This is a genomic window from Streptomyces sp. NPDC046759, assembly GCF_040645475.1.
Lineage (GTDB): Bacteria > Actinomycetota > Actinomycetes > Streptomycetales > Streptomycetaceae > Streptomyces.
On record NZ_JBEYYJ010000025.1, the window covers coordinates 36,440 to 62,716 of the forward strand.

General features: G+C 72.6%; 26 protein-coding genes and 1 tRNA gene. 12 read left to right on the forward strand and 15 right to left on the reverse strand.

The genetic code is table 11. From position 1 onward, the window contains the following. The first annotated feature begins 40 nt into the window (after positions 1 to 40). Positions 41 to 394, forward strand: a complete 354-nt coding sequence (locus ABZ919_RS29285; protein WP_361253459.1) for a YciI family protein — start codon at positions 41 to 43, stop codon at positions 392 to 394. Positions 395 to 570: 176 nt separating this feature from the next. On the opposite strand, the gene ABZ919_RS29290 is transcribed toward ABZ919_RS29285, so the two are convergent. The 5 genes from ABZ919_RS29290 to ABZ919_RS29310 all read right to left on the reverse strand — a co-directional run bounded on the left by ABZ919_RS29290 (position 571) and on the right by ABZ919_RS29310 (position 5,763). Then, entirely contained in the window at positions 571 to 849 is a 279-nt protein-coding gene (locus tag ABZ919_RS29290; protein ID WP_361253463.1) for a hypothetical protein, read from the reverse strand. 58 nt (positions 850 to 907) lie between these two features. Further along, the gene (gatA, locus tag ABZ919_RS29295) at positions 908 to 2,407 is read right to left on the reverse strand and encodes an Asp-tRNA(Asn)/Glu-tRNA(Gln) amidotransferase subunit GatA (RefSeq protein ID WP_361253465.1); all 1,500 of its coding nucleotides are present in this window, start codon (positions 2,405 to 2,407) and stop codon (positions 908 to 910) included. Then, positions 2,404 to 3,921: a PLP-dependent aminotransferase family protein gene (locus tag ABZ919_RS29300; RefSeq protein WP_361253467.1), complete on the reverse strand. Its 1,518-nt coding sequence runs from the start codon at positions 3,919 to 3,921 to the stop codon at positions 2,404 to 2,406. Before ABZ919_RS29300 ends, gatA begins: the two co-directional genes overlap by 4 nt. A gap of 40 nt (positions 3,922 to 3,961) precedes the next feature. Beyond that, positions 3,962 to 5,029: a ParB N-terminal domain-containing protein gene (locus ABZ919_RS29305; RefSeq protein WP_361253469.1), complete on the reverse strand. Its 1,068-nt coding sequence runs from the start codon at positions 5,027 to 5,029 to the stop codon at positions 3,962 to 3,964. A 422-nt stretch (positions 5,030 to 5,451) separates the two neighbouring features. Beyond that, the gene (locus ABZ919_RS29310; RefSeq protein ID WP_361253471.1) at positions 5,452 to 5,763 is read right to left on the reverse strand and encodes a hypothetical protein; all 312 of its coding nucleotides are present in this window, start codon (positions 5,761 to 5,763) and stop codon (positions 5,452 to 5,454) included. A gap of 255 nt (positions 5,764 to 6,018) precedes the next feature. Between ABZ919_RS29310 and ABZ919_RS29315 the strand changes: the two genes are divergently transcribed. Next, positions 6,019 to 6,969: a LuxR C-terminal-related transcriptional regulator gene (locus ABZ919_RS29315; RefSeq protein ID WP_361253473.1), complete on the forward strand. Its 951-nt coding sequence runs from the start codon at positions 6,019 to 6,021 to the stop codon at positions 6,967 to 6,969. A 57-nt stretch (positions 6,970 to 7,026) separates the two neighbouring features. Here the strand turns inward: ABZ919_RS29315 and ABZ919_RS29320 are convergent, their stop codons facing one another. The 9 genes from ABZ919_RS29320 to ABZ919_RS29360 form a co-directional block, all read right to left on the reverse strand. After that, positions 7,027 to 7,647 (reverse strand): TIGR00730 family Rossman fold protein, encoded by a 621-nt coding sequence (locus ABZ919_RS29320; protein WP_361253474.1) that lies wholly within the window; start codon positions 7,645 to 7,647, stop codon positions 7,027 to 7,029. Between the two features lie 21 nt (positions 7,648 to 7,668). After that, positions 7,669 to 9,012 (reverse strand): Zn-dependent hydrolase, encoded by a 1,344-nt coding sequence (locus tag ABZ919_RS29325; protein WP_361253477.1) that lies wholly within the window; start codon positions 9,010 to 9,012, stop codon positions 7,669 to 7,671. A 59-nt stretch (positions 9,013 to 9,071) separates the two neighbouring features. Then, positions 9,072 to 11,030, reverse strand: coding sequence for a S9 family peptidase (locus ABZ919_RS29330; RefSeq protein WP_361253478.1), 1,959 nt, complete (start codon positions 11,028 to 11,030; stop codon positions 9,072 to 9,074). 28 nt (positions 11,031 to 11,058) lie between these two features. Beyond that, positions 11,059 to 13,020, reverse strand: a complete 1,962-nt coding sequence (locus ABZ919_RS29335; protein ID WP_361253480.1) for a M13 family metallopeptidase — start codon at positions 13,018 to 13,020, stop codon at positions 11,059 to 11,061. After that, on the reverse strand, positions 13,017 to 14,291 hold the full coding sequence (locus tag ABZ919_RS29340; protein WP_361253482.1) for an MFS transporter: 1,275 nt from the start codon (positions 14,289 to 14,291) through the stop codon (positions 13,017 to 13,019). Before ABZ919_RS29340 ends, ABZ919_RS29335 begins: the two co-directional genes overlap by 4 nt. 8 nt (positions 14,292 to 14,299) lie before the next feature. Further along, positions 14,300 to 15,517, reverse strand: a complete 1,218-nt coding sequence (locus tag ABZ919_RS29345) for a cupin domain-containing protein (protein ID WP_361253484.1) — start codon at positions 15,515 to 15,517, stop codon at positions 14,300 to 14,302. Between the two features lie 117 nt (positions 15,518 to 15,634). Beyond that, on the reverse strand, positions 15,635 to 16,825 hold the full coding sequence (locus ABZ919_RS29350; protein WP_361253487.1) for a cupin domain-containing protein: 1,191 nt from the start codon (positions 16,823 to 16,825) through the stop codon (positions 15,635 to 15,637). Positions 16,826 to 17,219: 394 nt separating this feature from the next. Next, the gene (locus ABZ919_RS29355; protein ID WP_361253489.1) at positions 17,220 to 17,720 is read right to left on the reverse strand and encodes a tetratricopeptide repeat protein; all 501 of its coding nucleotides are present in this window, start codon (positions 17,718 to 17,720) and stop codon (positions 17,220 to 17,222) included. A 415-nt stretch (positions 17,721 to 18,135) separates the two neighbouring features. Then, positions 18,136 to 19,872 carry a copper resistance protein CopC gene (locus ABZ919_RS29360; RefSeq protein WP_361253640.1) on the reverse strand — a complete coding sequence of 579 codons (1,737 nt, stop codon included), beginning with the start codon at positions 19,870 to 19,872 and terminating at the stop codon, positions 18,136 to 18,138. 214 nt (positions 19,873 to 20,086) lie between these two features. Here ABZ919_RS29360 and ABZ919_RS29365 point away from each other — a divergent pair, with 214 nt between their 5' ends. From ABZ919_RS29365 to ABZ919_RS29390, 6 genes are all read left to right on the forward strand, one after another. Continuing rightward, complete coding sequence (locus tag ABZ919_RS29365) at positions 20,087 to 20,695, forward strand: HhH-GPD-type base excision DNA repair protein (RefSeq protein WP_361253491.1); 609 nt, start codon at positions 20,087 to 20,089, stop codon at positions 20,693 to 20,695. A gap of 54 nt (positions 20,696 to 20,749) precedes the next feature. Next, on the forward strand, positions 20,750 to 21,418 hold the full coding sequence (locus tag ABZ919_RS29370) for an HdeD family acid-resistance protein (RefSeq protein ID WP_361253493.1): 669 nt from the start codon (positions 20,750 to 20,752) through the stop codon (positions 21,416 to 21,418). Between the two features lie 98 nt (positions 21,419 to 21,516). Then, positions 21,517 to 21,837, forward strand: a complete 321-nt coding sequence (locus ABZ919_RS29375; RefSeq protein WP_361253495.1) for a hypothetical protein — start codon at positions 21,517 to 21,519, stop codon at positions 21,835 to 21,837. 48 nt (positions 21,838 to 21,885) lie between these two features. Then, positions 21,886 to 22,008: a hypothetical protein gene (locus ABZ919_RS29380; RefSeq protein ID WP_361253497.1), complete on the forward strand. Its 123-nt coding sequence runs from the start codon at positions 21,886 to 21,888 to the stop codon at positions 22,006 to 22,008. A gap of 502 nt (positions 22,009 to 22,510) precedes the next feature. After that, positions 22,511 to 22,807 carry a type II toxin-antitoxin system VapB family antitoxin gene (locus tag ABZ919_RS29385; RefSeq protein WP_004943146.1) on the forward strand — a complete coding sequence of 99 codons (297 nt, stop codon included), beginning with the start codon at positions 22,511 to 22,513 and terminating at the stop codon, positions 22,805 to 22,807. Positions 22,808 to 22,912: 105 nt separating this feature from the next. Beyond that, on the forward strand, positions 22,913 to 23,545 hold the full coding sequence (locus tag ABZ919_RS29390; protein WP_361253499.1) for a LytR C-terminal domain-containing protein: 633 nt from the start codon (positions 22,913 to 22,915) through the stop codon (positions 23,543 to 23,545). Positions 23,546 to 23,561: 16 nt separating this feature from the next. On the opposite strand, the gene upp is transcribed toward ABZ919_RS29390, so the two are convergent. Beyond that, positions 23,562 to 24,197 (reverse strand): uracil phosphoribosyltransferase, encoded by a 636-nt coding sequence (gene upp / locus ABZ919_RS29395; RefSeq protein ID WP_361253501.1) that lies wholly within the window; start codon positions 24,195 to 24,197, stop codon positions 23,562 to 23,564. 97 nt (positions 24,198 to 24,294) lie between these two features. Here upp and ABZ919_RS29400 point away from each other — a divergent pair, with 97 nt between their 5' ends. The 4 genes from ABZ919_RS29400 (at position 24,295) to ABZ919_RS29415 (ending at position 25,992) form a co-directional block, all read left to right on the forward strand. Beyond that, positions 24,295 to 24,537 carry a hypothetical protein gene (locus ABZ919_RS29400; RefSeq protein ID WP_361253503.1) on the forward strand — a complete coding sequence of 81 codons (243 nt, stop codon included), beginning with the start codon at positions 24,295 to 24,297 and terminating at the stop codon, positions 24,535 to 24,537. Positions 24,538 to 24,828: 291 nt separating this feature from the next. Then, on the forward strand, positions 24,829 to 25,368 hold the full coding sequence (locus tag ABZ919_RS29405; RefSeq protein WP_361253641.1) for a hypothetical protein: 540 nt from the start codon (positions 24,829 to 24,831) through the stop codon (positions 25,366 to 25,368). Positions 25,369 to 25,430: 62 nt separating this feature from the next. After that, complete coding sequence (gene tadA, locus ABZ919_RS29410) at positions 25,431 to 25,862, forward strand: tRNA adenosine(34) deaminase TadA (RefSeq protein WP_361253506.1); 432 nt, start codon at positions 25,431 to 25,433, stop codon at positions 25,860 to 25,862. Between the two features lie 45 nt (positions 25,863 to 25,907). Continuing rightward, positions 25,908 to 25,992, forward strand: a tRNA-Ser gene (locus ABZ919_RS29415). Positions 25,993 to 26,277 lie beyond the last annotated feature (285 nt).

The window sequence follows — 26,277 nt, forward strand, 5'->3', positions numbered from 1 at the left end:
GCGCCGGAGAGCCGGTGAGCGGCCCGGAAAGGGGACGGACATGGATTTCGCGCTGCTGGTCTTCGGACAGGAGACGGACTGGGACCGGATGACCCCGCAGGAGCGTGAGGAGCGCTTCGCCGCCAACCGGGCGTACGGCCGCGCCATGGCGGAGGCCGGCGTCCCGGTCGTCTACGGAGCACGGCTCGCCCGCCCCACCTGCGCCGCACACGAGGGGCGCGCCGGCGAAGGGGTGCTGGAGGTCGGCGGACTCTGGATCATCGACGTCCCCTCCGAGGCGGAGGCGCTGAGCTGGGCGGAAAGGATGCCGCTCAGCGATTCGGGCCGGGTGGAGGTCCGCCGCTGCGACGGCCCGCCGCGGAACCCGGAGCGTCCGGCCGGCACAGGGAGGTGATGCGGCGCCGCGGGCAGGGGGCCGCGCGAGAGGCGCCCGCCCTGCCTGCGGCGCCGCGGATTTCCTGCGGAATCGCGCCCATGGCCGAGTCCTCCGCGTCGTACGGACGAAGCTGCGCCCAAGGGCCGGGTCACTTCCGTGGTCCGGCCCTTAGGCGCGCAGGGAACGGCCCGGCGTCACCAGCGGGCCGAGGACGTCGAGTGGAACTCGACGCCGACCCGGCAGGGGACCGCGGGGAGGGAACCGGCGGACGGAGCCGGGGGGTTGGCGAAGAGGGCGGCCGCGTGTTCGGGGTCGAGGGCGAACTCGATGCGGTCGCACTCCGCGGGGCGGTCGGCCGGCCCGACGACGAGGTGGAACGCCACGCTGCCGTCGGCGCCCCGATTGGTGGTGACCAGGGCGTCGACCACGCCGGATATCTCGTGCGGGGTCACTTCCTCGAACTGCACCTTCATGGAGCTTCCTCCCTTGTTGTGACGCGTTGGTTGTCGGCGGTTCTCTCGCGCGGCTGGGTCACAGGGCCGGGGCCTGCTCCAGCAGGCCGTGGCCCCACTGCTCGGTGAACGCCCGTTCCAGTGCGGCGCCGACGCGGTACAGGCGGTCGTCCGCCAGTGCCGGGGCGATGATCTGCAGGCCGACCGGGAGGCCGTCCTCCGGCGCCAGGCCGCAGGGCAGCGACATGGCCGCGTTGCCCGCGAGGTTGACGGGGATCGTGCACAGGTCGGCGAGGTACATGGCCATGGGGTCGTCGACGCGCTCGCCGAGCGGGAACGCGGTGGTCGGCATGGTCGGCGAGACCAGGACGTCCACCTGGGCGAACGCCTGGGCGAAGTCCCGGATGATCAAGGTGCGCACGCGCTGGGCGCTGCCGTAGTAGGCGTCGTAGTAGCCGGAACTCAGCGCGTACGTACCGAGGATGATGCGGCGCTTGACCTCGGGGCCGAACCCGGCCTCGCGGGTGCGCGCGGTGACCTCCTCGGCCGAGCGGGTGCCGTCGTCGCCCGCCCGGACGCCGTACCGGATCGCGTCGAAGCGGGCCAGGTTGCTGGAGCACTCGGACGGCGCGATCAGGTAGTACGCGGGCATGGCGTAGGTGAAGGACGGACAGGAGATCTCGACGACCTCGGCGCCCAGTTCCCGCAGGAGCTCCACCGACTCCGTGAAGCGCCGCATCACTCCCTCCTGGTAGCCCTGGCCGGCGAACTCGCGCACCACCCCGACGCGCATGCCGCGCACACTGCCGTCGCGGGCGGCCTCGAGAACCGGTGGGACCGGGGCGTCGATGGAGGTGGAGTCCAGCGGGTCGTGACCGGCGATCACCTCGTGCAGCAGAGCGGTGTCCAGCACCGTGCGGCCGCAGGGACCGCCCTGGTCCAGCGAGGAGGAGTAGGCGACGAGGCCGTAGCGGGAGACCGAGCCGTACGTCGGCTTGACCCCGACGGTTCCGGTGAGGGAGGCCGGCTGGCGGATCGAGCCGCCGGTGTCGGTGCCGATGGCCAGCGGCGCCTCGTACGCCGCCAGGGCCGCGGCCGAGCCGCCGCCGGAGCCGCCGGGGACGCGCGTCATGTCCCACGGGTTGCGGGTGGGGCCGTACGCGCTGTTCTCGGTGGAGGAGCCCATGGCGAACTCGTCCATGTTGGTCTTGCCGAGGATGACCACCCCGGCCGCCTTCAGCCGCTGCGTCAGCGTCGCGTCGTACGGCGGCAGCCACCCCTCGAGGATGCGGGAACCACAGGTGGTGGGCACACCCCGGGTGGTGAAGGCGTCCTTGAGCGCGAGCGGCACGCCGGCCAGCGGGCCGAGCCTCTCGCCGCGGGCCCGTTTGTCGTCCACGGCCCGGGCCTGGGCGAGGGCGCCCTCGCGGTCGACGTGCAGGAAGGCGTGCACCTTCTCGTCCACGGCGTCGATACGGGCGAGGTGGGCCTCGGTGACCTCGACGGCCGTGACCTCCCCCGAGGCGATCCGTTCGGCGGCCTGTGCCGCGGTGAGCTTGATGATGGCGCTGTCCGTCATGCCGGAACCGGACCCTTCCCGTGTCGTGCGATGCGGCGTACCGCCTCCTCGAGGACCTCGGGAGGCCGGGCGAAGGAGACGCGCAGGAATCCTTCCAGGTGTCCGTCGTGTACGTCGCCGGTGCCGAAGCGGGAGCCCGCGGCCAGCCGCACGCCCCGTCGTTCCGCCGCCGCGGTGAGTTCCCGGGCCGGCCGGCCCCCGGCGCGGACCCACAGGGCGAGGCCGCCGTCCGGGACGCGGAAGGTCCAGCCGGTCAGGTCACGTCGCAGGGCCGCGACGAGGGCGTCCCGCCCGCTGCGGGCGCGTGCGCGCTGCAGGGCGACGGCGTCCGCCGCGGCGTCGGAGTCGTCGAGCAGCCGGCACGCCACCAGCTGTTCGAGGACCGGCGGCGCGAGATCGACGCCGACGCGCCGGGCGGCCAGGGTGCGGACGAGCTGGGGCGTGGCGCGGATCCAGCCGACGCGCAGCCCGGCCCACAGCGTCTTGGCCGCCGAGCCGACGGTGATGACGGTGGTGCCCGCGTTCCCCGCGCCCTCCGCGTCGAGGGCGGCGAGCGGGGGCGGGGGCGTGACCTGGGGGGTGAGGGGCAGCTCCGCCAGGGTCTCGTCGACCACCAGGGTCACGCCGGCGGACACGGCCAGGGCGAGCAGGGCGCGGCGCTGCTCCTCGGGCATCAGCAGGCCGGTCGGCTGCTGGAAGTCGGGGGTCGGACAGGCCAGGCGGGGGTTGGCCGAGCGGAGTGCGGCGGCCCAGGCCGGCAGGTCCCAGCCGTCCTCGCGCACGGCGACGGGCACGGGGCGGGCGCCGGCCGCGTCCACCGCCCGCCGCAGGTTCGGGTGTCCGGGCGACTCGACCGCCACCCGGTCGTACCGGCCGGTCAGCGTGCGCAGCAGCAGCGCGAGGGCGCCGGTCGCGCCGCCGGTGACGAGGATCTGCTCGGGGTGGGTCGGCACACCGCGCCGGGTGTACCGCGCGGCCACGACCTCCCTGAGCTCCGGCAGCCCGGCGGGGAAGCAGCCGTGGGTGCGCGCGTATCCCGCCAGGTCCCGTACGGCCGCGTCCAGCGCCGCCGAGAACCACGGCTCGGGTGCCGGCAGCGCGGCCGTCACCAGGTCGATGACGCCCTCGGGAACTCCCGTGCCGGCTGCCGCCCGCGGCGCCGGCAGTGCGGCGTACGTCCCCGAGCCGGGCCTGCTCTCCGCGTGGCCCGAGGTGCGCAGCAACCGGTACGCGGCGGCGACCGTCGTACGGCTGACGGCGAGGTCGGCGGCGAGCCGCCGCTCGCTGGGCAGCCGGCTTCCGGAGGCGACCCGGCCGTCTCGGACGAGAGCGCGCAGCGCTCCGGCCAGCTGCCGGCAGACGGTTCCGCCCCCACCCCGCCAGTCCCCCAGAAGCCGCCCCAGAGCGACGCCGCCGGCCGGCTGCGAAGCTCCGGCGCCCGGGCGGAGGGCGGCGGTCTCCGGGCGCGGGACGGTGGCCGGCGGGTGCGCCGCCCGGCTCGTCGTGGGTTCCATGCCTCCCTCCTCCCCCTCGGTCACCTTCGTTCGTGCGCGCTCAGGCGCCCAGAGAGGCCATCGCCCCGTCCCCGCCGCCCTGCAGGTCGTCGGCGAGGAGGTTCCAGATGCCGGCGTACCCCTGGGCGAGCTGGGCCAGGGACTCCCTGCAGTGCGGGGGAACGGTGGCCGCGATACGGCCGCGGTCGCGGGCGACCGCGGCACACGCGTCGAGCATGCGCAGGACGCTGCGGCCGGTGTCGCTGAACCGCAGCGACGGGTCGCGCCGCAACGCGTCGAAGAGGCGCAGGAGTTCGTCGTCCCGCAGCGGCCGGCGCGCGGGCGGGGCGGAGATCCGCCGCTCCGGCGGCGGGCCGGTGTGCTCGGTGACCGGTACCGGCCGGGCGGCGCGGTCCCGCCGGACCGGTACCGGGCTCTCGCCGCGCCGCAGCCGCGCCCTGACGTCGGCGACGGTGGCCGGCGCCAGCCCGGTGCGCGCGGCGATCTGCCGCAGCGAGGCACCGGGTTCGCTCCTGATGAGCTGGGCGGCCAGTTCGCGGCCCTGGGAGGAGTCGACCGGCCGGGAGCGGCCGTCGCGGCCGATCCTGCGGGCCCCGGGCTCGGCCGCGGCACCGCTGCGCACCTGCGCGACCTTCTTCGCGGACAGGCCGGTGACGGCCGCGACCGCGCGGTCGGACCAGCGCGGATGCGAGGCGAAGATGCGGCGGGCGGCGGCGACGCGGTCGTCGGTGGTGAGCGGCCGTCCGTGCGTGACGTTGGTGGCGACGGCGAGCAGCCGTGCGGTGGCCAGGTCCCCGTCGAAGAAGCGTGCGGCGATGTGGTCGGCACCGCGCAGGCACGCTGCGCGCAGCCGGTGCGCGCCGTCGACGACGGTCATACTGGCGCGGTGGACGAGAATGGGCGGCAGTTCCGCCTCCGACTCGGCCAGTGTGCGGACGTAGTCCTCGTCCTCGCCGTCGATGCGGGGCGAGAAGTCGTCGAAGTCGACGACGAGTGCGGCGATCGGTGTCCGCTCGACCGGCTGGTGCCCCAGTCCCTGGTCACGGAGTCTGATCAGCTCGTCCGCGGTGTGCGGTGTCCCCTTGGTGCCCTGGGTGTCTTGCTCCACAACAGCTCCCCCTAGTAGTGCGGAAGTCACCTGCGGGACGGTCACTGCCAGCCGAGGTCGTCCTCGCTGTTGCCGGGGGCGACGGAGGCGGAGACGTGGCCGGCCGGGGCGGGGGCCAGGGCGGCTGCGGCGGTGACACCCGCGCTCGCGGTCATGAAGACCGCTCCGGCGACGATCACACCTTGGAAGAGGCGACGGGGCGCCCTGCGAGAGATCCTGCGCGACATATCTGCTGCCTTTCTGTCGGCTGTGCTGCGCTGGCAGACAGAAGTTTTGACGCAGGCCGAGGGGCGGGAAAAGTGGTTCCGCGTGGGGCAAACCGTCCCTGTCCTACTCTGTCCAGCCCGGCCCCGGCGGCACGGTCGATCCCCTGAGTGGTGCCGGACTCGGTCAAGGGAGCCGAGAACCAGTGGCGGAACAATTCACTCCGCCGTCCACGGCTGGAAGTGGGATTCCACCAGCGGCACTTCGGCACGCCGAAATCGCCAGTCGCGCAGCCAGGGATGGGAGGCGCAGGCGCGCCACCACAGGAACTCGGCGGCCGCTTCCGCCTCTTCCAGGCAGCGGGCCCGCAGATAGATCCCCACAACCGGAGCCGCCTCCTCGCCCCGGTGCACGCTGACGTGCTCGAACCCCTCGATGCCCGCCCCGCAGCCGGCGATGGCCGCCGCGGCCACGTCGGGCATGACCTCGCCGCGCGGATGGGGCTGCAGATGTACATGGACGAGATACATGGCGCTACCTCAGGTAATCCAGGGACATTCTCATGGAGTGCGCCTTACCGATGCCTGGAAGCCGGTTACAAAGCACCCGTTTACGGACACCTGCTTGCCGATAACAACCCGGCAACGTATCGTCAGCACACCCTTGAGCGCTGTTCACGAGCGGTATCGATCCGGCAGTGGGTTCTGGACATCGACTTGGAGCTGGCGAATTAAATGCTTCATGTTCTAGGCCTTGACGTTGTTACAGAGTCCGTCTACCGAGCGATGCTCGCCAACCCGCACAGCGGCGTGACCGGACTTTGTTCACTTCTCAATCTCTCGGAGCAGGAAGTGCGGGGGGCACTCGACCAACTCAGCGAGTTGGCCCTGGTGCGCGTCTCGGCCGAGGATCCCAGCCAGTTGTACGCGGTCAGCCCGCACGTGGGCATGGAGGTCCTGCTGGCCCAGCAACAGGCCCAGCTCGCCGCGCACCAGCAGCGTCTCGAGGCCAGTCGGGCGGCGGCCGCGAAACTCATTCTCGAATTCGACGGTCAGCGCCATACCCAGCCCTCCGCTTCCGGTGTGCAGTATCTCGACGGGCTGGACGCCATTCGCGATCACCTCGCGGCCATGCACGACAAAGTCACGCACGAGCTGCTGACTTTCGCGCCGGGAGGTCCGCAGACGCCCGCGAACATGCGCGCGTCCCGTCCGCTGAACGAGCAGTTGCTGCAACGTGGTGTGCGCATGCGCACGATCTATCTCGACTCCATTCGGTCCTGCCCCGAGACCATGGATTACGCGCGGTGGCTCACGGAACTGGGGTGCCAGGTCCGGACAATGCCCACACTGCCCAATCGGATGATCATTTACGACCGGGAAGCCGCGATCCTCGCCACCGACAGCGGCAACACCGCCGCCGGTGCCGTCCAGGTCACGTCCCAGGGGATGATCGCCTCGCTCCACGCCCTGTTCGAGAGCGTGTGGCAGTCGGCCGACGCACTGGACGGGGTGAGGACGCCGGATCCCGGCTCCCTCACCCGTCAGCAGCTGGAGGCCCTGAGACTACTGGCTCAGGGCTCCACGGACGAGGCGATCGCCAAGCGGCTCGGGGTCTCGCCCCGCACCGCCCGCCGGATCGCCCACGGCCTGATGACCCATCTGGACGCCCGCAGCCGCTTCCAGGCGGGTGTGTACGCGGTGCAGAAGGGCTACCTGCCGGCGACGCCCGAATAGCCGCTGCCGCCCACGAGCACCTGGGGAAACGGTTCCTCACCGGTGCCGCACCGGCCGTCAGGCCGGCACGGCCGCGGTCGCCGCCGGCACCGGCAGGGCGGCCGCCGACCCCGTCGGCTCCGGGTGCCCGAGCCGGTCTAGGGCCTCCTCCGCCGTGTCTGCCACCTGGACCAGCCCCCGCTCCTGCTCGCTCAGGAAGCCCTCGGCGACCAGGTGGTCGAGCATGGCCAGCATCGGCGTGAAGAAACCCCTGTGGTTCACCACGACGATCGGCTTCCGCATCAGCGACAGCTGGTTCCAGGTCGCCACCTCCATCAGCTCGTCCAGCGTGCCGATGCCGCCGGGCAGCACCGCGAACGCCGACGACAGCCGGTACATGAGGGCCTTGCGCTCGTGCATCGAACGGACCACGAAGACCCCTCCGGGCGCGTTGTCGGCACGCTCCCGCTCGTGCAGGCTGCGCGGGATCACCCCCGTGACGGTGCCGCCGCCGTCCAGCACCCCGGCGGCCACCGCGCCCATCACCCCGACGCCTCCGGCGCCGTACACCAGGTCGAGTCCGCGCCGGGCGATCGACCGGCCGAACTCCCGCGCGAAGTCGGTGTACTCGCGCTGCACACCCGGCCTGGCGCCGCAGAACACCGCGACGCGTTCGCTCTGTTTGAGCTTCGTCTGCATGGCTTCTCCACTCCCTGTGGGCTAGTCCTGATGAGCCGGACGCGGCCCGGCCGCCCGCGCGGGAACGGTCCGTTCGGCGTGTCCGGTGATGCGCAGCGCGGTCCGCAGCAGCACCCGCGCCCCTGCGACCAGGTCCCGCGGGGAGGTGTCCTCCTGGGGGACGTGACTGATGCCGCCGATGCTCGGCACGAAGACCATCCCGATCGGCGCGATGTCGGCGACCATCTGTGCGTCGTGCCCGGCGCCGCTCGGCAGGGTCTCGTGGCTGAGGCCGAGCTCCTCGGCGCTGCACTCGATCGCCGCGCGCAGCACCGGGTCGGTGGACACCGGGTCGGAGCGGGTCTCGGCGACCACCTCGATCTCGGTTCCGGTGTCCGCGGCGATCGCCTTCAGGGCCCGGCGCAGGGTCTCCTCGGCCGTCGCGGCCCGCCACACGTCCGTGTCCCGCAGGTCCACGGACAGCCGTACCGCGCCGGGGATGGTGTTCGGTGTGTTGGGGTGCGGGTCGAGCCGGCCCACTGTGCCCACCCGGCACAGCTTGCGGTCCCGCGCGATGTGCTCCACGGCCAGCACCACCCGGGCCGCGGCCGCGAGCGCGTCCCGCCGCCCCTCCATGGGGCTGGTGCCCGAGTGCCCGGCCGCGCCGCGCACCTCCACCGTCAGCACCGTACGGCCCGTGATGGCGTCGACCACGCCGATCCTGCTGCCGCTGCGCTCCAGCACCGGCCCCTGCTCCACGTGCAGTTCGAGGTAGGCCGCGACCGAACCGTGCGCCCAGCCCGCGCTGCCCAGCGCGTCCAGATCGCCGCCGGCCTGCCGCAGCGCCTCGCGCAGCGGCCGTCCGTCGTGGTCGCGCGGCTCCCGGGGCAGCTCGGCCAGCCGCCCGGCGATCGCCATGGAGCCCCAGAAGGGCTGCGGGAACAGCGCCCCCTCCTCGTTGGCGAAGGCCACCGCGACCGGCTCGTACGGCAGCGCGACCCCGCGTTCCGTGAGGGTCTGGAGCACCTCCAGGGCGGCCAGCACACCGTAGGCGCCGTCCAGGCGGCCGCCGTTGACGACGGTGTCCAGATGCGAGCCCATCATCAGGGCCTGCCGGTCGCCGGACTGCTCGCCGGGGCACGGACCGGGCCGCACGATGACGTTCCCGGCCGCGTCGACCGCCGGGACGAGGCCAGCGCCGCGGGCCTCGTCCATCAGATAGCCCCGCGCCTGGCGGTCGGCCGCGCTGAAACCCTCGCGGGTGATGCCGCCGGTCCGCTCGTCCAGGCCGATCCGGCCCAGCTCGCCGATCCGCCGCAGCAGCCGGTCCGCGTCGATGTCCAGGGAGAGCCGGCCGCCCGTCCCCTGCACCAGGATGTCGGCCATCGGTACGTCCTCCCGTTTCGGTCGTAGGTCTGCGAGGCCCGCCACGTCCGCCAGGCCGCTCACAGGTGCCGCCCCCACCACTCCAGGACCGCCTCGAAGCGGGCCAGCCGGTGACTCGGCAGCCCGGTGCGGGACATGTCGTGCCCCTCGCCCGGGAACAGCAGCATCTCCACCGGCACCCCGCGCACCTTCAGCTCCGTGAACAGGCGCTGCGCCTGCTCCTGCGGGCAGTGCTTGTCGTCCTCGGACTGGATGATGAGCATCGGCGTGGCCATCCGGTCCACGTACGTCAGCGGGCTCTGCTCCGCCCAGCGGGTCCGGTCGCCGCCGTACAGCGAGACCGCGAGGTCCGCCCCGTCGTCACTGGTGGCCGCGTAGCTGTCGATGGCGTACAGGCCCCGTTCGCCGATCATGGCCCGGAACCGCTCGCCGTGGTGGGCATTGAACCAGGCCGCCATGTAGCCGCCGAAGGAGCCGCCCATCACGCCGACCCGGCTGCCGTCCAGGTCGGGGGACTCGAGCGCCTTGTCGAGGATGGCCAGCAGGTCGGATGCCGACTTGCCCGGCAGGTCGTCGCGCACGTGGGCGCCGTGGGCCTGGCCGTAGCCGGAGCAGCCGCGCGGGTTGCCCAGCACCACGGCGTACCCGGCGCTCGCGTACACCTGGGCCTCGTCGAAGGCGGCCGGACCGTTGAGGGTGTAGCCCCACTGCGTGTAGGGGCCGCCCTTGACCTGGAAGATGACCGGGTGCGGCCCGGGGCCCTCGGGGCGCACCACCCAGGCGTGCAGCGGGTAGCCGTCGGCGGCGTGGGCGGTGAACTCCTCCATGGGCAGGAGCCGGCCGCGCGCCTCGAGTTCGGCGCCGTACGTCGTCAGGACGCGCTCGGTGCCGTCGCGCCACACCAGGAGGTCGCCCGCGCTGCGGTCGCTCGCGGCGACGGCCACGACGGTGGTCCCGGCGGGCGTCTCGGCGACCGCGTAGCCGTTGACCTGCCGGCGGCCGGTGACGACCGGGACGGGCTCGCCGCCGTCGTACGGCACCAGGACGAGGTTGACCTCGCCGCGGTGGTCACTGGCGAAGTACACCCCGTCGGTGGCGGGCCAGATCATCTGGCTGGCGAAGCTGAGGTGATGGGCGTCGCCGGTGAGACGGCGCGGTACGGCCGGACCGGCGGCCGGCGCCTCGTCGGCGGACCGGACCGGGACCGACCACAGGGCGTAGCTCGCCGTGGCGCACGAGTTGTTGTTCTTGTCGAGCTCGGCGCCGCAGAAGACGACCGAGCGGCCGTCGGCGGAGAAGCGCGGCGTGAACAGGTACATCCCGCCGTCGGTCAGCGGCCGCAGGCCCGTGCCGTCGGCGCCGACGGCCCAGACGTCGTTGCGGGAGTCGTCGCCGCGCTCCGCGTGCCGGGCCGTCACGAACGCCAGGAGCCGGCTGTCGGGGCTCCAGGCCAGGTCGCCGTGGTCGTAGTCGCCGCTGGTGAGCTGGAGCGCCGGGGCGTCGGGGGCGAAGGGGTCGGTGACGAACACCTGGCGCGGCCGGTCGTAGGTGTAGCCGAAGCCGTCGAGCTGGTAGACGAGCGTGGTGATGCGGCGCGGCCGCTCCTGCTCGGCCGGGCCCCGGTAGCGGCCGGGCGCGGGCACCCGGCTGGTGTAGGCGATCCGGGTCGAGTCCGGGCTCCACACCGGCTGGCCCGCGCCCATCGGGTGGTCGGTGACCGGGTAGGCCTCGCCGCCGCCCTGCATCGGCAGCAGGTGGATCTGGGCCCGGCCGTGGGCGCCGGGGCGCAGGAAGGCGAGGAAGCGGCCGTCGGGCGAGAAGGCGGGCGCGCCGTCGTAGGGGCCCTGGGTGACGCGTCGCGGCGGGGTGGCGCCCGTGGTGTCCACGATCAGCATCTCGGTGGTGTAGTCGTCGCCCGCCACGTCGGCGCGGGTGACCTCGACGACGGCGTGGGTGCCGTCCGGTGAGAGCGTGGGGCGCCCCAGGACGGGCAGCAGGTCGATGTCGGTGGGCAGCATGTCGGGTCCTCACAGACTCACGGAAGGCTCACAGAAGGGAGAAACGCTGTGCGGGGTCGATGAACAGGCCGTCGCCGGGACGCACGTCGAAGGCGTCGTGGAAGGCGTCGACGTGGCCGAGCACGCCGTTGCAGCGGAACTCGGCGGGCGGGTGCCGGTCCGACGCGAGCCGTTCGGCCATCCGTGCCGCGGTGGTGCGGGCGCGCCACATGGTCGCCCAGTGGGCGAAGAAGCGGCGCGTCTCCTCGGGTCCGCACGTGCCCCGGCGGGCGGCGAACGCCGCGTGCGCGACCGTGACTCCGGCGATGTCGGCCATGTTCTCGCCGACCGTGCGGGCCCCGCTGACCCTGAGCCCCGGGAAGCCCTCCGGCTCGTACGCGTCGTACTGGGCGACGAGCAGCTGCGTGCGGCGGGCGAACTCGGCCCGGTCCTCGGGCGCCCACCAGTCCCGCAGCCGGCCACGGCCGTCGTAGCGCGAGCCGCGGCTGTCGAAGGCGTGCGCCATCTCGTGCCCGACGATCGCGCCCAGCACCGCGAAGTTCCGCGCGGGGTCGCCCGCGGGGTCGAACACGGGTGGCCGCAGCAGTCCGGCGGGGATGACGACCTGGTTGAGTCCGTGCCGGTAGTAGGCGGTGACCTGATGCGGGTGGATCTTCCACTCGGTGCGGTCGACCGGGGTGCCGAGGCGGGCCAGTTCCCGGGCGATGTGCCGGGCCCGGCCGCGTTTGACGTTGCCCAGCAGATCCGCGGGATCCACGTGCAGGGCGTCCTCGCCGTCCGGCCCGGCGGCCTGCGGGTGCCCGATCTCGAACACCATGTCGTCGAGCTTGCGCAGGGCGGCCTCCCGGGTGCCGGGTGCCATCCACGCGGCCCGCTCCAGGCGCTCGCGGTAGGCGTCCACGAGCGCCGCGACCAGCTCGCGGGCGGCCTCGACCGTGCCCGGGGCGAGGTGCTCGGCGAGATAGCGCTCGGCGATGGCGTCGCCGAGGAACGTCTCGACGAAGGAGATCACCCGCAGGCGGCGCGGCCGCGGCTCGGTGAAGCCGTTCAGAGTACGGCCGTAGAAGGCGAAGTTGTCCGCGAAGACCTGGCGCGGGCCGAACGGCACCATCTCGTGCACGTACCGCCACGACAGCCACAGCCGCAGCTCGTCCAGGCCGGTGCTGCGCCACCACTCGTCCAGTCCGCCGGCGAAGTCCGGCTGGCGCAGCCGGACCGTGGCCGTCTCCGGCACGTCGCCCAGGCCGCGCAGCCAGGCCGCCCACGGGAACCCGCCCTCCCGGGCGGCGAGTTCGCCGGCCGTGCAGGTCAGCGGCCGTACCGGGGTCCGGCTGCCGGGCTGGGCCACGGTGTGCCGTGCGGCCAGCCCGGTCTCCAGGCGTACGACGTCGTCCGCGGCCCGGCCGGCGTCGGGAAGCCCGGCGTGGCCGAGCATCACGGCGATGTGCCCGGTGTAGCCGGCCACCAGCTCCGTGCGCCCGTAGTGGCCCGCCGAGGGCAGCCCGAGGCCCGCCTGAGAGAGGGTGAGGACGTACTGGTCGGCCCGCGCGGTGTCGACGGCGACCGAGAAGTCCCAGGCGCTGCCCACCCCTTGGGCCTGCAGCCGGCCCATGACCTCGGCCAGCGCCTCGCGGTCGGCGGCGGCCCCGACGGCGGCCAGGTCGGCCGCGAAACCCCGGGCGGCGCCCAGTTCCTCGATGCGCTCCTCGTCCATGAAGCTGGCGTGCAGGCCGGCGATGCGGCGGTCGGCACCGCTGCGCTCCGGGTGGGCGACGGCGTCGTGGATGACCCGCTCCACGTCGCCCTCCACCTGGTCCGCCAGCAGGGTCAGGGTGGTGGCCTCGGCCCGGTGGGCCGGCAGTGCGTAGCCGTCCACCCAGCGCCCGTTGACGAAGCGGTAGAAGTCGTCCTGCGGCCTGACGGAAGCATCCGGTTCCGTGTCGTGCGGCAGGTACGCGGGAGCGAGTGCCGGGTCCGAGGCCACCGTCATCGCGTGGCCTCGCTCAGTCGAGCGGCGGGCGCCTCGGCGTCGGAGTTCTTCAGCACCCCGTTGGCGAAGACGGCCAGGGCGGCCAGGGCGAACACACCGGCGGCGAGGAAGCCGTAGCGCGGCGTGGTGAAGCTGAGGATGGCGCCACCGATCAGGTAGCCGAGCGCGGGGCCGGTGTTGGAGACGGCGCCGAGCGCGGCGAAGGCACGGCCGCGGTGCGTGTCGGGCACCCGGACGTTGAGCAGGATGTGGGTGACCGTCGCCTGGGCACCGTTGCCGATGCCGCCGAGGACGTAGAAGGGCAGGATCCACCAGACGCCCGGGGCCAGGCCGGTACCGAGGATGGCCACGCCGATGCAGAGGAACGTGCCGATCAGGATGGCCTCGTGGCTGAGCCGCTTCAGACGGCGCACCAGCATGCCGCCGGGGATCAGGCCCAGCATCCACGCCGACATGATCAGGCCGTACGTCTCCTCGGAGGCGCCGAAGGTCTCGCGGACGTAGAAGACGATGAGGACGTTGATGATGCTCGCGGCCGCCATCACCGCGCCGCTCAGGATGAGCACCGCGGTCAGGAAGCGGTCGGAGGTCACCTTGTACGGGGTGGCGGCGGGCTCGTCGGCGCCCGCGTCCTTGCCGGCCGCGGCCTTGGCGTCGCGGCCCTTGTGCAGACGGGTGCGGATGAGCAGGCCGCCCGCCACGACGGCGGCGAAGCTGAGGGCGTCGATGAGCAGCGGCACGGTCACGCCGAAGCGGCCGATGAGGAAGCCGGCGATGCCGGGCGCGGCGACCATGCCGGCCATGGCCCAGGTCTGGGAGATCGAGGAGGCCCGCGGGACGTTGTCCTTGCCGACGATCGCGCTGGGCAGGGCGCCGAACACCGGGTGGGTGAAGGCGAGTCCGGCGGACAGCAGCGCGGAGAGGGCGATCAGGACGGCCGGCGAGGTCCAGATGGTCATCGCCACGCAGATCAGGGCCTGCAGGGAGCCGACGGCGACCATCAGGGTCCGGCTGTCGAAGCGGTCGGCGACCTTGCCGGTCAGCGGCGACAGCAGCACCGGCGGCACGGTCGCGGCCAGCAGCAGGGCCATGACGGCGTAGGAGCCGGCGCCGTTGGCCTGCAGCTGCAGGGCGATCGCCGTCTCGGCGGCGATGTCACCGGCGAAGGACAGGCCGCGCATCCCGGCCAGGATGTACACGTCGCGCCAGGCGGCCCGGGAGACCGGCGGGCTGCCGGCCCCGGTGGTGGGTGATGTGGTGTCGGTGGCCATCTCGTGGCTCACTTCCTCTCGTGGTGAGCGGTGGGTGCGACCGAGGGGCCGCCCATGGCTTCGAGGACGCCCAGCCGGGCGAGGCCGCGGGCGACACCGAGGGACCTGGCCTCGGGAACTTCGGGGAAGAACGCGGCGGCGGTGACGGTCCGGTCGCCGTCGAGAGCCCGCAGCGCGTCGGCGACGGCGTCCGGCACGGCCAGCCGGTGGCCCGCGACCTGCAGGGTGGTCTTGCCGCCGTCGCTGACGCCGAACTCGACGGGGACGGCGGTACGGCGGATCACGGTCGTGGGCCCGAGCGTGTCGACCGTGGCCAGCCGGGCGAACTCCCGGGTGCCGCCCGCCCCGTTGCGGGTGCGGCCGGCGGCGACGAGCCGTTTGGCCTCGGCGGCCGCGTCCAGGTGGGCGAGCCGCTCGCGCAGCAGCTCGAGCTTCCCGGCGAGCGCGGCCACGGCGGCGTCCTCGCCGTCGGCCAGGTACGGGAAGGCGTGGAAGTCGTCGTCCTCGACCAGCGCGGTGACCGTGTCCTGCAGCAGGTGGCGCCAGCGGCGCGGCTCGACCCCGACCGACAGGTGCAGCGACAGCTCGCTCTTGGCGGCCGCCGCGTGCGGGGTGCCGTGCGGCACGTACAGGACGTCACCGGGCTCCAGCGTCACCTCGATGACGGGTTCGCCGAGCTCCTCCGGCGTGTAGGAGGCCTCGTCGCCTCGGCGGTGTTCCGGCGTGGCCCACACCCGCCAGGTCTTGGTGCCGTCGACCTGGACGACGAAGACGTCGATGGAGTCGTGGTGCGGGGAGAAGCCGTCGGTGCGGGCCGGGGTGACGAACAGGACCACCTCGGCGTCGCAGGCGAGCGCGTCGGTGAACGGCTCCCTCAGACGGCGGGCGGACGGCAGGACGTGGTTGAGGGAGTTCCAGGTGACGGTGCCGCCGGAGCGGAACAGCTCGTACACCTTCTCCGGGTTGAGCGCCTCGGCGAGCGCGGCGCCGCGCGCGACCGTGCGCGTGTAGGCGCCGGAGGGCACGCCCTTGCCGCCCTTGGTCACCCGCACGTACGACGGCGGGACCGTCTCCAGGGCGAGAAGGTCGTCGAGGTGCCGGACCGAGGGCAGACCGGCCAGCCGGCCCGCGAGCGCACCCCTGCGCAGCAGCGGTTTCCGGTCGAAGTGCTGGGTGAAGAAGACGTCCGTGTCGCCGACGAAGTCCTCGAAAGAGTAGGTGTCCACCTTCTCCTGCCTCCTGCTGCTGGGTCGGGGCTGGCGCCGCCCGACACCCGGCGAAGCCGCCGCGGGCCCCTCAGGTGCGGGGACCCGCGACGGTTCGCGAGGGGTACCGGCGGCTCGTCACCCGGCCGCGGCCAGCTCGAACACGCCCAGGCGGGTGAGTCCTTGAGCGGCCTTGGCCGAGCGGAGCACGTCCACACCGGGGAACACGTGGGACGCCGCGATCTCCGCGTCCGGGCCGAGCGCGGCCAGGGTTTCGGCGATCGGTGTGGGTACCGCGATCTTGTGGCCCTTGACGACCAGCTGGGTGCGGCCGTCCTCGTCGTCACCGAACGTCACGGCCACGCTGCCGCGGCGCAACCGCGTGTCCGGGCCGATGTCGTCGGTGTCGGCGATGTTCTGGAAGGTGGTGCCCTTGGAGCTGCCGTCCAGGTGCCGGCCGATGTCGGCGAGCCGGTCGAGCTCGGCCGCCGCGTCGACGGACGCCAGACGCGCCACCAGCTCCTGGACCTTGTCCTTGAAGGCGGCCTCGACGTCCACCTCGCGCCACTCGCCGATGTGCGGGTAGCCGGTGAACACCTCGTCGGTGAACAGCGGTTCGAGGGTCTCCCACAACAGGTCCCGCCACATGCGCGGACGCATCATGATGGACAGGTGCAGGGAGGCCTTGGCCTCGGCGGTCGCCGCGTGCGGCGTGCCGTAGGGCAGGTAGAGCACGTCACCGGGCTGAAGGGAGACCTCGATCTCCGGCTCGCCGAGACCCTCCAGGGTGTACTGGGCGTTGTCGCCCAGCCGCGGGGTCGGCGGGTTCCACAGCTTCCAGTGCTTGGTGCCCTCGAGCTGGACGATGAACAGGTCGACCGGGTCGTGGTGCGGCGGGTAGCCCTTCTTCCCCGCCGGCGTCAGGAAGGCGACCGTGTCCGTGCGCACCGCCATCTTCTCGGTGATCACACGGGTGAAGTCGCGCATGCCGGGGTCGATCTGGTTGAGCGAGCACCAGGTCAGGGTGGCGCCGGCCCGGAAGAGCTCGTAGAGCTTCTCGGGGTCGACGACGTCCGTGATGGTCTGCCCCTGCACGACGACATTGCGGCTGTAGCCCTGCTCGGGCACGCCGTTGCCCTTGAGGTTGGCCTTGATGTACGGCGGCCGGATCACCTCGAGGTTCACCAGCTGGTCCAGCTTGCGGAGCGAGAGTATGTCGCGCGGGTCCCCCGGCACGGCGTTCTTCCGCAGCATGGGCTTCTTGTTGAAGTATTCGGTGAAGAAGACCTGCTCGTCTCCCACCAGGTCCGCGAATGCGTACTCCGCCATGCCTGCCTCTCAATTAATTCGATTGCGTATGGGACGGGGAAGCCGTGAGTGGCCCGCGAAGGTTCCGGCGAGGGGCGGCGCCCGGAGGCGCCGCCCTCTCACCACTGCGCTACTTCAAGAACAATTACTGGATGTTCTTGTAGTAGGAGGTGGCGAGCAGCTCCTCGGCCGTCTCGATGAACTCGATGTCGTCGAACTCGACGTTCTCCATCGTGATTCACTTCCCTTCACCGTTTTCCCCGGGTTGTTCCCGGCGACTGATGAAATCTTCGCCCGGAACCGGGAGTTGGGTCAATGAGTTCAACTTCGGCCCGGCGGCACTTGAACAGCGACGGAAAACAAAAAGCGGCCCGGGTGCCGTGGTGAAGGCACCCGGGCCGCGCGCAGCGGGCGATTACGCGGGCTCTCCGGTCAGGTCCCGGGCGTAGTTCGCGAGCGAACGGTTGTACCTCGGCAGGTGTCTGGCCAGTGCGACGAGTGCGTAGGAGAGGGCCTCCCGCTCCCGGCCGACGTCCGCGAGCGCGAGGGCGAGAAAGCCGGCCACCGCGTCGTCCAGGGCGTCGGAACCGGCCTCGCGCTCGGTCTCCAGAAGGGTCACGCTCTCCTTGACCTGGCCGACGTTGCGCAGCGAGCTGGCCAGCTGGATCACCGCGCGGCGGCGGCGCACGCCGGTGAGGCCGGCCTCCAGCGCCTGCCGGTAGAGCGGGACCGCGCGGTCGGAACTGCCCGTGGAGTCATGCGCACAGGCGAGTTCGAAGGGGATCCTCGGGTCACCCGCCGGAAGTTCCGCCGTGAGCCCCCTCACCTTTTCGAGGAATTCCTCCTCCTCGTGGTCGTCGAGGGCTGCCCACAGGGCGGCGATCCGCTCTTCCCAGGCCTCATCTGATGTCGTCACTGCGACAACCTTCCAGCTCTTTGCTCGGTTCTGCCGGTCATACAGCGAGGGGCGGCGTCCGAAGACGCCGCCCTCTCACCACTGCGCTACTTCAAGAACAATTACTGGATGTTCTTGTAGTAGGAGGTGGCGAGCAGCTCCTCGGCCGTCTCGATGAACTCGATGTCGTCGAACTCGACGTTCTCCATCGTGATTCACTTCCCTTCACCGTTTTCCCCGGGTTGTTCCCGGCGACTGATGAAATCTTGGCCCGGGGACGGGAGTTGGGTCAACCGTCCTGAATGGCTGTTCAACTGCCGTCCGGCAGCAGTCGAATTCCCTGTTCAACTGCCGCAGGACGGCACTTGAACGGCACTGGCCCGGTGCGGCCCGATGGATTACCCTCTGTCTTTCGGGGGTTTTCCGGACTCCTCTGTCAGCCGCTGATCCGCACGTTCCGGGTCACGCTGACCTGATCCACCTCCGAGATGCGCACCGTGACCCTCATCGTCCACGTTCCCGGCATCGGCAGGCCGAAGGAGTCGGCCGCCCAGTAGCCGCCCCGGTCGGTGAGCTTGGTGTCCAGGGGGCCGATCCGCCGGCTGGGCAGGGTGAAGGAGACACGCAGTTCGGGGACCGTGGACAGGCCGCCGTCGGGGCCGTAGACCACCGCCTGGACGGAGGTGCGGCCCACGCGGCCCGGGTCCAGGGTGACTTGGACCATGCCGTGGCCGCCGGGCGTGCCGGTGTCGAACGGAACCGTGGTGACGGAAGCCGTCGGGATGCCGGCCGCCGGTGTCCGCGCCTCGGCCGCCTCGACGGCCGCGCGGCCGGGCACGGTGCTCGTGAGCAGGGTCGTCAGGGCCAGGACCACCGCGGCGACGGCCACCTCGGCCAGCACCGAACGGCGAAGGACGTGGAACGGGGGGTCCGGGAGCGGGGTCGCGGGTTCCGGGGGGAGCGGGGGCAGTGGGGGGCCGTTCGCCGGTTCCGGGGTGCGGACCGCGGGCGTCGTACGGGTCGCCCGGATGTGCAGCAGGCGGGTGGTCCAGGTGCGGGAGCAGGCCGCCGCCAGCAGAAGTGCGGTGACCGCCGCCAGTTTGGCCAGCAGGGTGCGGCCGTACGTGGTGTCCGTCAGCGCCTGCCAGGAGCCGAGGCCCCGCCAGGACTGGTAGACGCCGGTCACGACCAGGACGGTCACGGAGGCGAACGCCAGGCGGGAGAAGCGGGCCAGGGTGGCGAGGGAGGTGCGGGGCAGGGTGCGCAGGAGGGAGGCCAGGCCGCCCAGCCAGGCCGCCATGGCCAGCAGATGGAGGGTGCCGGAGGTGATCGCCACGGGCACCTGGATGCCCGCCGAGGCGTGTTCGGCCGCCGTCCAGGTCAGGGCGAGGGGCAGCGAGAGGGACGCGGCCACGACGAGCGTCGTACGGCGCGGGAGTCTTCTGCGGCGGGCCCGCAGGAGCGTCACGGCGGCGCCGGCCAGGAGCAGCAGCACGAGCCGGACGAGCAGGAGGGCGCCCGGTCGGGTGGCGGCCGGATGGGTGAGGTCGCGCAGGGAGAGGGCGGGGGCGGTGCCCTCCTCGTAGGGAGTGCGCAGGAGGTACAGGACGGTCGTGGTGGCGAGGAGGGTCCAGGCTGCGGCGAGTGCCGGGGTGCGCAGCGGGGCCGCCGCCGGTGGGCGGCAGTACGCCACGAACGCCGCACTGCCGAGGAGGAAGGCCACGGACAGATAGGAGAGGTAGCGGGCGATGTTGTACAGGGCCGCCGTGGCGGGGTTCTCCGTGCGGTCGGGCACCGGGCTCGCGGCGGTCGCGGTGCGCTTGCCGACCGAGAAGGTGAGGGCGCCGGACACCGGATGGCTGTCGGCGGACACCACCCGCCAGGCGACCGTGTAGGTGCCGGTGGCGAGCTTGGCGGGGAGCGGCACACGGGCCGTGTCCGAGCGGCCGGGGACGTGGTCGGCGGCGCCGGTGCGCAGAAGATGGTTGTCGGGGGCGTAGACCCGGAAGGAGTCGGTGAGCAGGCCCACCGACTCGCTGAAGGTCAGGGTGACGTGCCGCGGGGCCGTGCCCAGGACGCTTCCGTCGGCCGGGTCGGTGGTGCGCAGGGCAGCGTGGGCCGAGGCGGGGGCCGCGGTGCCGAGCAGCAGGAGCAGGAGGCCCGCGCACAGCATGGTCAGCCGTCGTGGCCATCGGTGTCGGTCGCGCAGCACCTCGTCCCCTCCGTCCACCACCAGGACCGGCCCACCCGCCTCGCTGCAGGCGCGCCTTCGTACAGGTACGCAGAGATCGGCCACCTTGCTCACCTGACCGGGGCGGTCCGCCGCAGTGACCGGGTGGTCGGGCCCCCCGGCTGCGTCCGGCGCGGGGCCGGGTGATCATCGACCCATGGACGTCACCCTGCACCTCGCCCAGGATCCCGAGGCCGACGCGCTGCTCGGGCGCTCGCCGCTCGCCGCGCTGGTGGGCATGCTGCTCGACCAGCAGGTCCCGATGGAATGGGCGTTCAAGGGTCCCCGGACCATCGCCGACCGGCTCGGCGCGGGAGCCGCCGGCGACCTCGACGCGCACGACATCGCCGCGATGGAGCCGGAGGCCTTCGCCGCGCTGCTCTCCGAGAAGCCGGCCGTGCACCGCTATCCGGGCTCGATGGCCAAGCGCATCCAGCAGCTGTGCCAGTACCTCGCCGAGCACTACGACGGCGACGCGGAGGCGGTGTGGCGCGGCGTGCAGACCGGTCCCGAGCTGCTGAAGCGGCTGGAGGAGCTGCCCGGGTTCGGCAAACAGAAGGCACAGATCTTCCTCGCGCTGCTCGGCAAGCAGCTCGGGGTCACGCCGAAGGGCTGGCGGGAGGCCGCGGGGGCGTACGGCGAGCCGAAGTCCTTCCGGTCGGTCGCCGACATCACCGGCCCACAGTCGCTGGCCAAGGTCCGCGCCCACAAGCAGGAGATGAAGGCGGCGGCGAAGTCCGCCAAGTCGGCGAAGGCCGGGAGGTAAGCCCGTCGGCCCACCCGGGTGGCGGACGGTGGGCGGCCGGTCCAAGCATGGACCATGACCGAGGCACCGAACACCGGTCCGGACTGGGGCCGTGAGTACGACGACCGCAACGTCCACGCGACGCCGGGACCGGGCCACCGGCACGAGCCCGAACCAGCGTTCGAGGGCCCGCTGCACGCGCTGTCCCGGGCCGCCTGGCAGGTGGTCCTGGGCACCGGCATCGCCTCGCTGGTCCTGGGCGTCCTGGTGCTGGTCTGGCCCGGCCACTCCCTGCTCGCCGCCGGCATCCTCTTCGGTCTGTACCTGCTGATCAGCGGCATCTTCCAGCTGATGTCCGCCTTCGGCACGCACCAGACCACCTCGCTGCGCGTGCTGGCCTTCATCAGCGGCGCCCTGTCGATCCTGCTCGGCCTGCTCTGCTTCCGCGGGCCCATGCAGTCGATCCTGCTGCTCGCCCTGTGGATCGGCATCGGCTGGCTGATCCGCGGGATCACCCAGACCATCGCCGCCCTGCAGGACTCCCGGATGCCCGGCCGGGGCCGGCAGATCCTGCTGGGCGTCGTCACCTTCGCCGCAGGGATCGTGCTCATCGACTCGCCGTTCCGGTCGGTCGCCGTACTGACCGTCGTCGCCGGCATCTGGCTGGTCGTCGTGGGAATCCTGGAGATCGTCACCGCGTTCGGCATCCGCGGCCGGGCCAAGTCGGTGCCACGGACGCTGTGAACGCCGGCGTCGAACGAGGAGCCCGCTCGTACGCCGTGCGGGCGAATCTCCTGCACGCGGTGCTGCCCCCCCGCGCCCGCCCCGGGCACACACCTGCCGTGAGCAGGACCGCGAGCCTCCCCCGCAGCCGCGGTCTGCTGCGGGTGCTCGTGCTGCTGCTCGCCCTGTGGGTGCCCGGCGCCCATGTGCAGGCCCAGGCGGCCCCTGCGCTGGGCATGTCCGCCGGGACCTTCGAGCACGACGTCCTGGACACGCTCGTAGAGCCCCCCGCCCGCGCCGTCCACCGGGCCGACGTACCCGAGCGCCCCGCGCCCCTCCCCGGCGCTGCGCCCGTCCACCCCGCGGCCGTGCCGTGCCGCGCCGCGCCCCGCGTGCCGTACGCCCCGCCCCCGCTCCGCACGGTGGTCCTGCGCTGCTGACAGACCCGCGTCCCCGCGCAAGGTCCGTCAGACGCAAGGAGCACAGCCATGCCCATGGATCCCTACGCCGTGCTGCGCGCCCTGCTGCGCGCCGAGGCCCGGCGGGCGACGGCGCCCAGGCCGGAACAGAAGGAGGAACCACAGCGGCCGCCCAAGGAGCGGAACCACTGAACCGGTACCGGCGTGGGCGGACCACCGCCCACGCCGGGCCGTGCAAAACCGGGAGCCGGTGCTCTCACGTCCGGCCCGGACACCGCCGGACCCGGACACTCGCCGGACCCGGACACCGCCGGAGCCGAACACCACCCGGGCACTGAGCCGCTCCTGCTCCGGCTCGCGGTCCACAGCCTGTGCACAACGGTGTGCACGGCGTGGAGGGGCGAGCCGCCGACTGCCCGGGAGCGGGATGCGGGCCCCGGGCGTCCGGGGGCAGGCGCCGTCCCACAGGAGGCCGCGCGGGGGCGAGAGCGGAGCCCTGAAGGACGTGCCCCGGGACGATCTTCACCTTCTCGGCGGAGGGCACCCGGGGCGGATCGCGCCGCGTCCCGCTGCCGCTCATCTCGGTACCCTGCTCCCAATAGCGGCATGTTTGACCCTTTCGCGGCATCTTTTCAAGCGGTGCACTCCGCCGCCATGGCTGCGCCCGGAAGGTCTTGACCGGTAGGCTTTCCGTGTGATCTTCAAGCGCATCGGAAACGGCCGGCCGTACCCCGACCACGGCCGGGAAAGCACCCGGCAGTGGGCGGACGTCGCGCCGCGCCCGGTCCGCCTCGATCAGCTCGTGACCACCAAGCAGCAGCTCGATCTGGAGACCCTGCTGGCGGAGGACTCGACGTTCTACGGCGACCTCTTCGCGCACGTCGTGAAGTGGCAGGGCGACCTCTACCTGGAGGACGGGCTGCACCGCGCGGTCCGCGCCGCTCTCCAGCAGCGCCAGGTGCTGCACGCACGCGTGCTCGAACTCGACTGACCCGCCGCGGCACGGCCGCCGGACCTTGGCCCTTTCGGGTTCCGCTGAGCGGCATCGACTGATCATTTAATAGGCATCGCCGCTCGGGCGCACTACGCTGCGCCCATGAGCATGCTCACTCCCCCCGGCATGGGCGGCCAGTACCGGATCACGGGGGACAAATACCCCCGGATGCGTCCGCCGCGCCGACGCGGCAGACTCGTCGCCGCCGTGGTGGCGACCGTCGCCGTGCTCGGCCTGATCGGCTGGGGCACCCTGCAGCTCATCGATGTCTTCGCCGGCGGTGCCAAGAAGACCGCGGCGGCCGGCTCGAAGACCGCCTGCCGTCCCAGGACGGCCACGGCCGCACAGGTGAACGCCCTGCCGAAGCCGGACCGGATCACCGTGAACGTCTACAACGCCACCGCGCGCACCGGGCTCGCCAAGACCACCGCGGACGAGCTGAAGAAGCGCGGCTTCAAGATCGGTGACGTGGGCAACGCCGGCAAGGAGTTCGACAAGAAGGTCCAGAGCGCGGGCGTGGTCCTCGGACCGGCCAGCGCGCAGAACACCTCGCTCGCAGTGCTCGGCACCCAGCTCCCGGGCGCCGAGCAGCGCACCGACACCCGCAAGGGCGCCGACGTCGACCTGATCCTCGGGGACGGCTTCAAGAGCCTGGCCGAGCCGACGGCGGCACAGCAGGCACTGACGGCCCTGACGGCGCCGAAGCCGACGGCTTCTGCTAAGAAGGGCTGCTGAGAACCGCCCCGGACAGCTACTCGGCGGCCCCGTAGAGGCGATCCCCCGCGTCCCCCAGCCCGGGCACGATGTACCCGTGCTCGTTGAGGTGGTCGTCCACGGCCGCCGTGACCACGGTCACCGGCGTCCCCGCCAGCTCCCGCTCCATCAGTGCGACGCCCTCGGGGGCGGCGAGGAGGACCACGGCGGTGACGTCGTCGGCCCCCCGCTTGATCAGCTCCTGAATCGCCGCGACCAGCGTGCCGCCCGTGGCCAGCATCGGGTCCAGGACGTACACCTGACGGCCCGAGAGGTCCTCCGGCATGCGCGAGGCGTAGGTGGAGGCCTGCAGCGTCTCCTCGTTGCGGATCATGCCCAGGAAGCCCACCTCGGCGGTCGGCAGCAGCCGGACCATGCCGTCCAGCATGCCGAGGCCGGCGCGCAGGATCGGCACGACCAGCGGGCGGGGGCGGGCGAGCTTGACGCCGGTCGTCCGGGCGACCGGCGTCCGGATGTCGACGGCCTCGGTGCGCACGTCCCGCGTGGCCTCGTAGGCCAGCAGGGTGACCAGTTCGTCGGCGAGCCGGCGGAAGGTCGCGGAGTCGGTGCGCTGGTCGCGCAGCGTGGTGAGCTTGTGGGCGACCAGGGGGTGGTCGACGACGTGGAGACGCATGCCCCTAACGGTACCCGCGGCGGGAAACCCCTCCGGCCCTGGCATCGAAGCGGCCGTCCGAGGGAAAGTGGGAAGGACGGAACTGGGGTGGTGTGACGTGCCTGACCTGCCTGACCTTCCCGAGAACACGCCCGGCGGCACGGCCCGCGCCGGGGCCGCCGGCGAGCCCGCGACACACGATGCCGCCGCGCCCGAGACGGAGGCCGAGCGCCGGCGCCGCCGCGCCCGGTTCCTGCGTGAACTCGCCGAGGCGCGGGCCCTGCGTGCCCGGGTCCAGCCCCGGCGCGCCAAGGCCGCCCGACTGCGCCACGCGATGCGCATGCGGACGTTCCGCTGGTAGGCCGCCTGCAGGAAAGGGACACTGTTGGGCAAGATCTGGCAGGGAAGTCCTGAGTAAGGAAGATCCGCGCCCGCACCGGTGTTTGCGAGGTGGGTGTGCGTGCGTGCCTGGCAAAGCCGCGTACGATCCGCAGGTGGCTGCAAGACACAGGGAGCCGAAGACGTCCCCTGAGCGCCTTGTTTCTGCCACGATTCCGAGTGGGTGGGGCTCGGAGCCCAGGCTCTCTCCGCCCAAGTACCTCCGCCGGGGGGACCCCCAACCGGCACGCCTATGACCAGTGGGAGAGTCACGGTGTACTTCGCCGCACTGCTCGCGCGCACCGAAGACGGGTGGGAAGCGAGCGACACAGAGCTCGACGATGTGGAGACCCTGTCGGATCTGGCCGACCTGGCCCGGGAAGCCTCTCCCGACGAGGACACGGTGCTCGTCCTGATCGAGCAGGAGGACGCCTGGTTCGGCGTCGTCCGCGTGGACGGCGAGGACGACCCTCGCATCTACGTCTCGGACGCGGCCGCCGCCCAGCGCAGCGCGTACGGCGAGCTGCTGCTCACCGACGAGCTGCTGGGCCGGGAGCCCGGCGCCGACGACGGTCCGGACCTGGACTCCCTGGACCTCGACGGCACGGAGGACGGCGAGTCCGAGTCCGACGAGGACGACGAGGAGGAGGGCACCGCCGCCGACGCGGTGCCGCACAGCCCGGTGGGCGACAGCCAGATCCTCGACGACCTGGGCATCAGCGAGAAGGAGCTGCGCTCGCTGGACGCCGAGGACGCGCTGGGCACGATCGCCGAGGCCCTGGGCGCCTCGGAGGTCCTGGAGACCGTCCGCTGACCACCGCGAACGACGACACGGCAGTCCCGACGGACCCGGTACGCGACCGCTGGCGGCCCGCGATGCTGCTCGCCCTGGACGAGGCCCGACGGGCCGTCCGGGGCGGGGACGTCCCCGTCGGCGCCGTCGTGTTGTCCCCGGACGGTACGACGGTGCTCGCCGCCGGGCACAACGAACGCGAGGCCACCGGTGACCCCACGGCCCACGCGGAGGTCCTCGCGCTGCGGCGGGCCGCCACCAGGCTCGGGGAGTGGCGGCTGGCCGGTTGCACGCTCGTGGTCACCCTGGAGCCGTGCACGATGTGCGCGGGCGCGGTCGTCCAGTCCCGCGTCGACCGGGTCGTCTACGGCGCCCGGGACGAGAAGGCGGGAGCGGCCGGCTCGCTGTGGGACGTGATCCGCGATCGGCGGCTCAACCACCGGCCGGAAGTCGTCGCGGGCGTCCTCGCGACGGACTGCGCCCGGCTCCTCACCGAGTTTTTCCGGGACCGCTGAATACCGATTTAGAACCACACCCCCGTGTGCTGTAAGGTCTCCCTCGGTAGCGTGTCCGAGCGGCCGAAGGAGCTCGCCTCGAAAGCGAGTGTGGCGCAAGTCACCGAGGGTTCAAATCCCTCCGCTACCGCTCCGAGAAGGGCCCCGTCGCAGGACGGGGCCCTTCGCACGTCCCGGGGAGGCGACGGAGGGCGAGTGGACCCCCAAGTGCGCGCCGTCCGCGGGGGAATGGCGGCGGCCCGCGCCCGGTGGTCGGGGCCCGTCCACGCCCTGCGGATCCCTGCCGGACCCACCGGCCTGCGGGTCCGTCCCGTGCCGCGACGCGGGTGTCGGGCCCGGCAAAAAAGCCCGGACAGCGGGCCGTTGGTTCCCGGAAGGGGCGCGAAGGTTACACTCGCCGCCGGCAGCAGGGGCC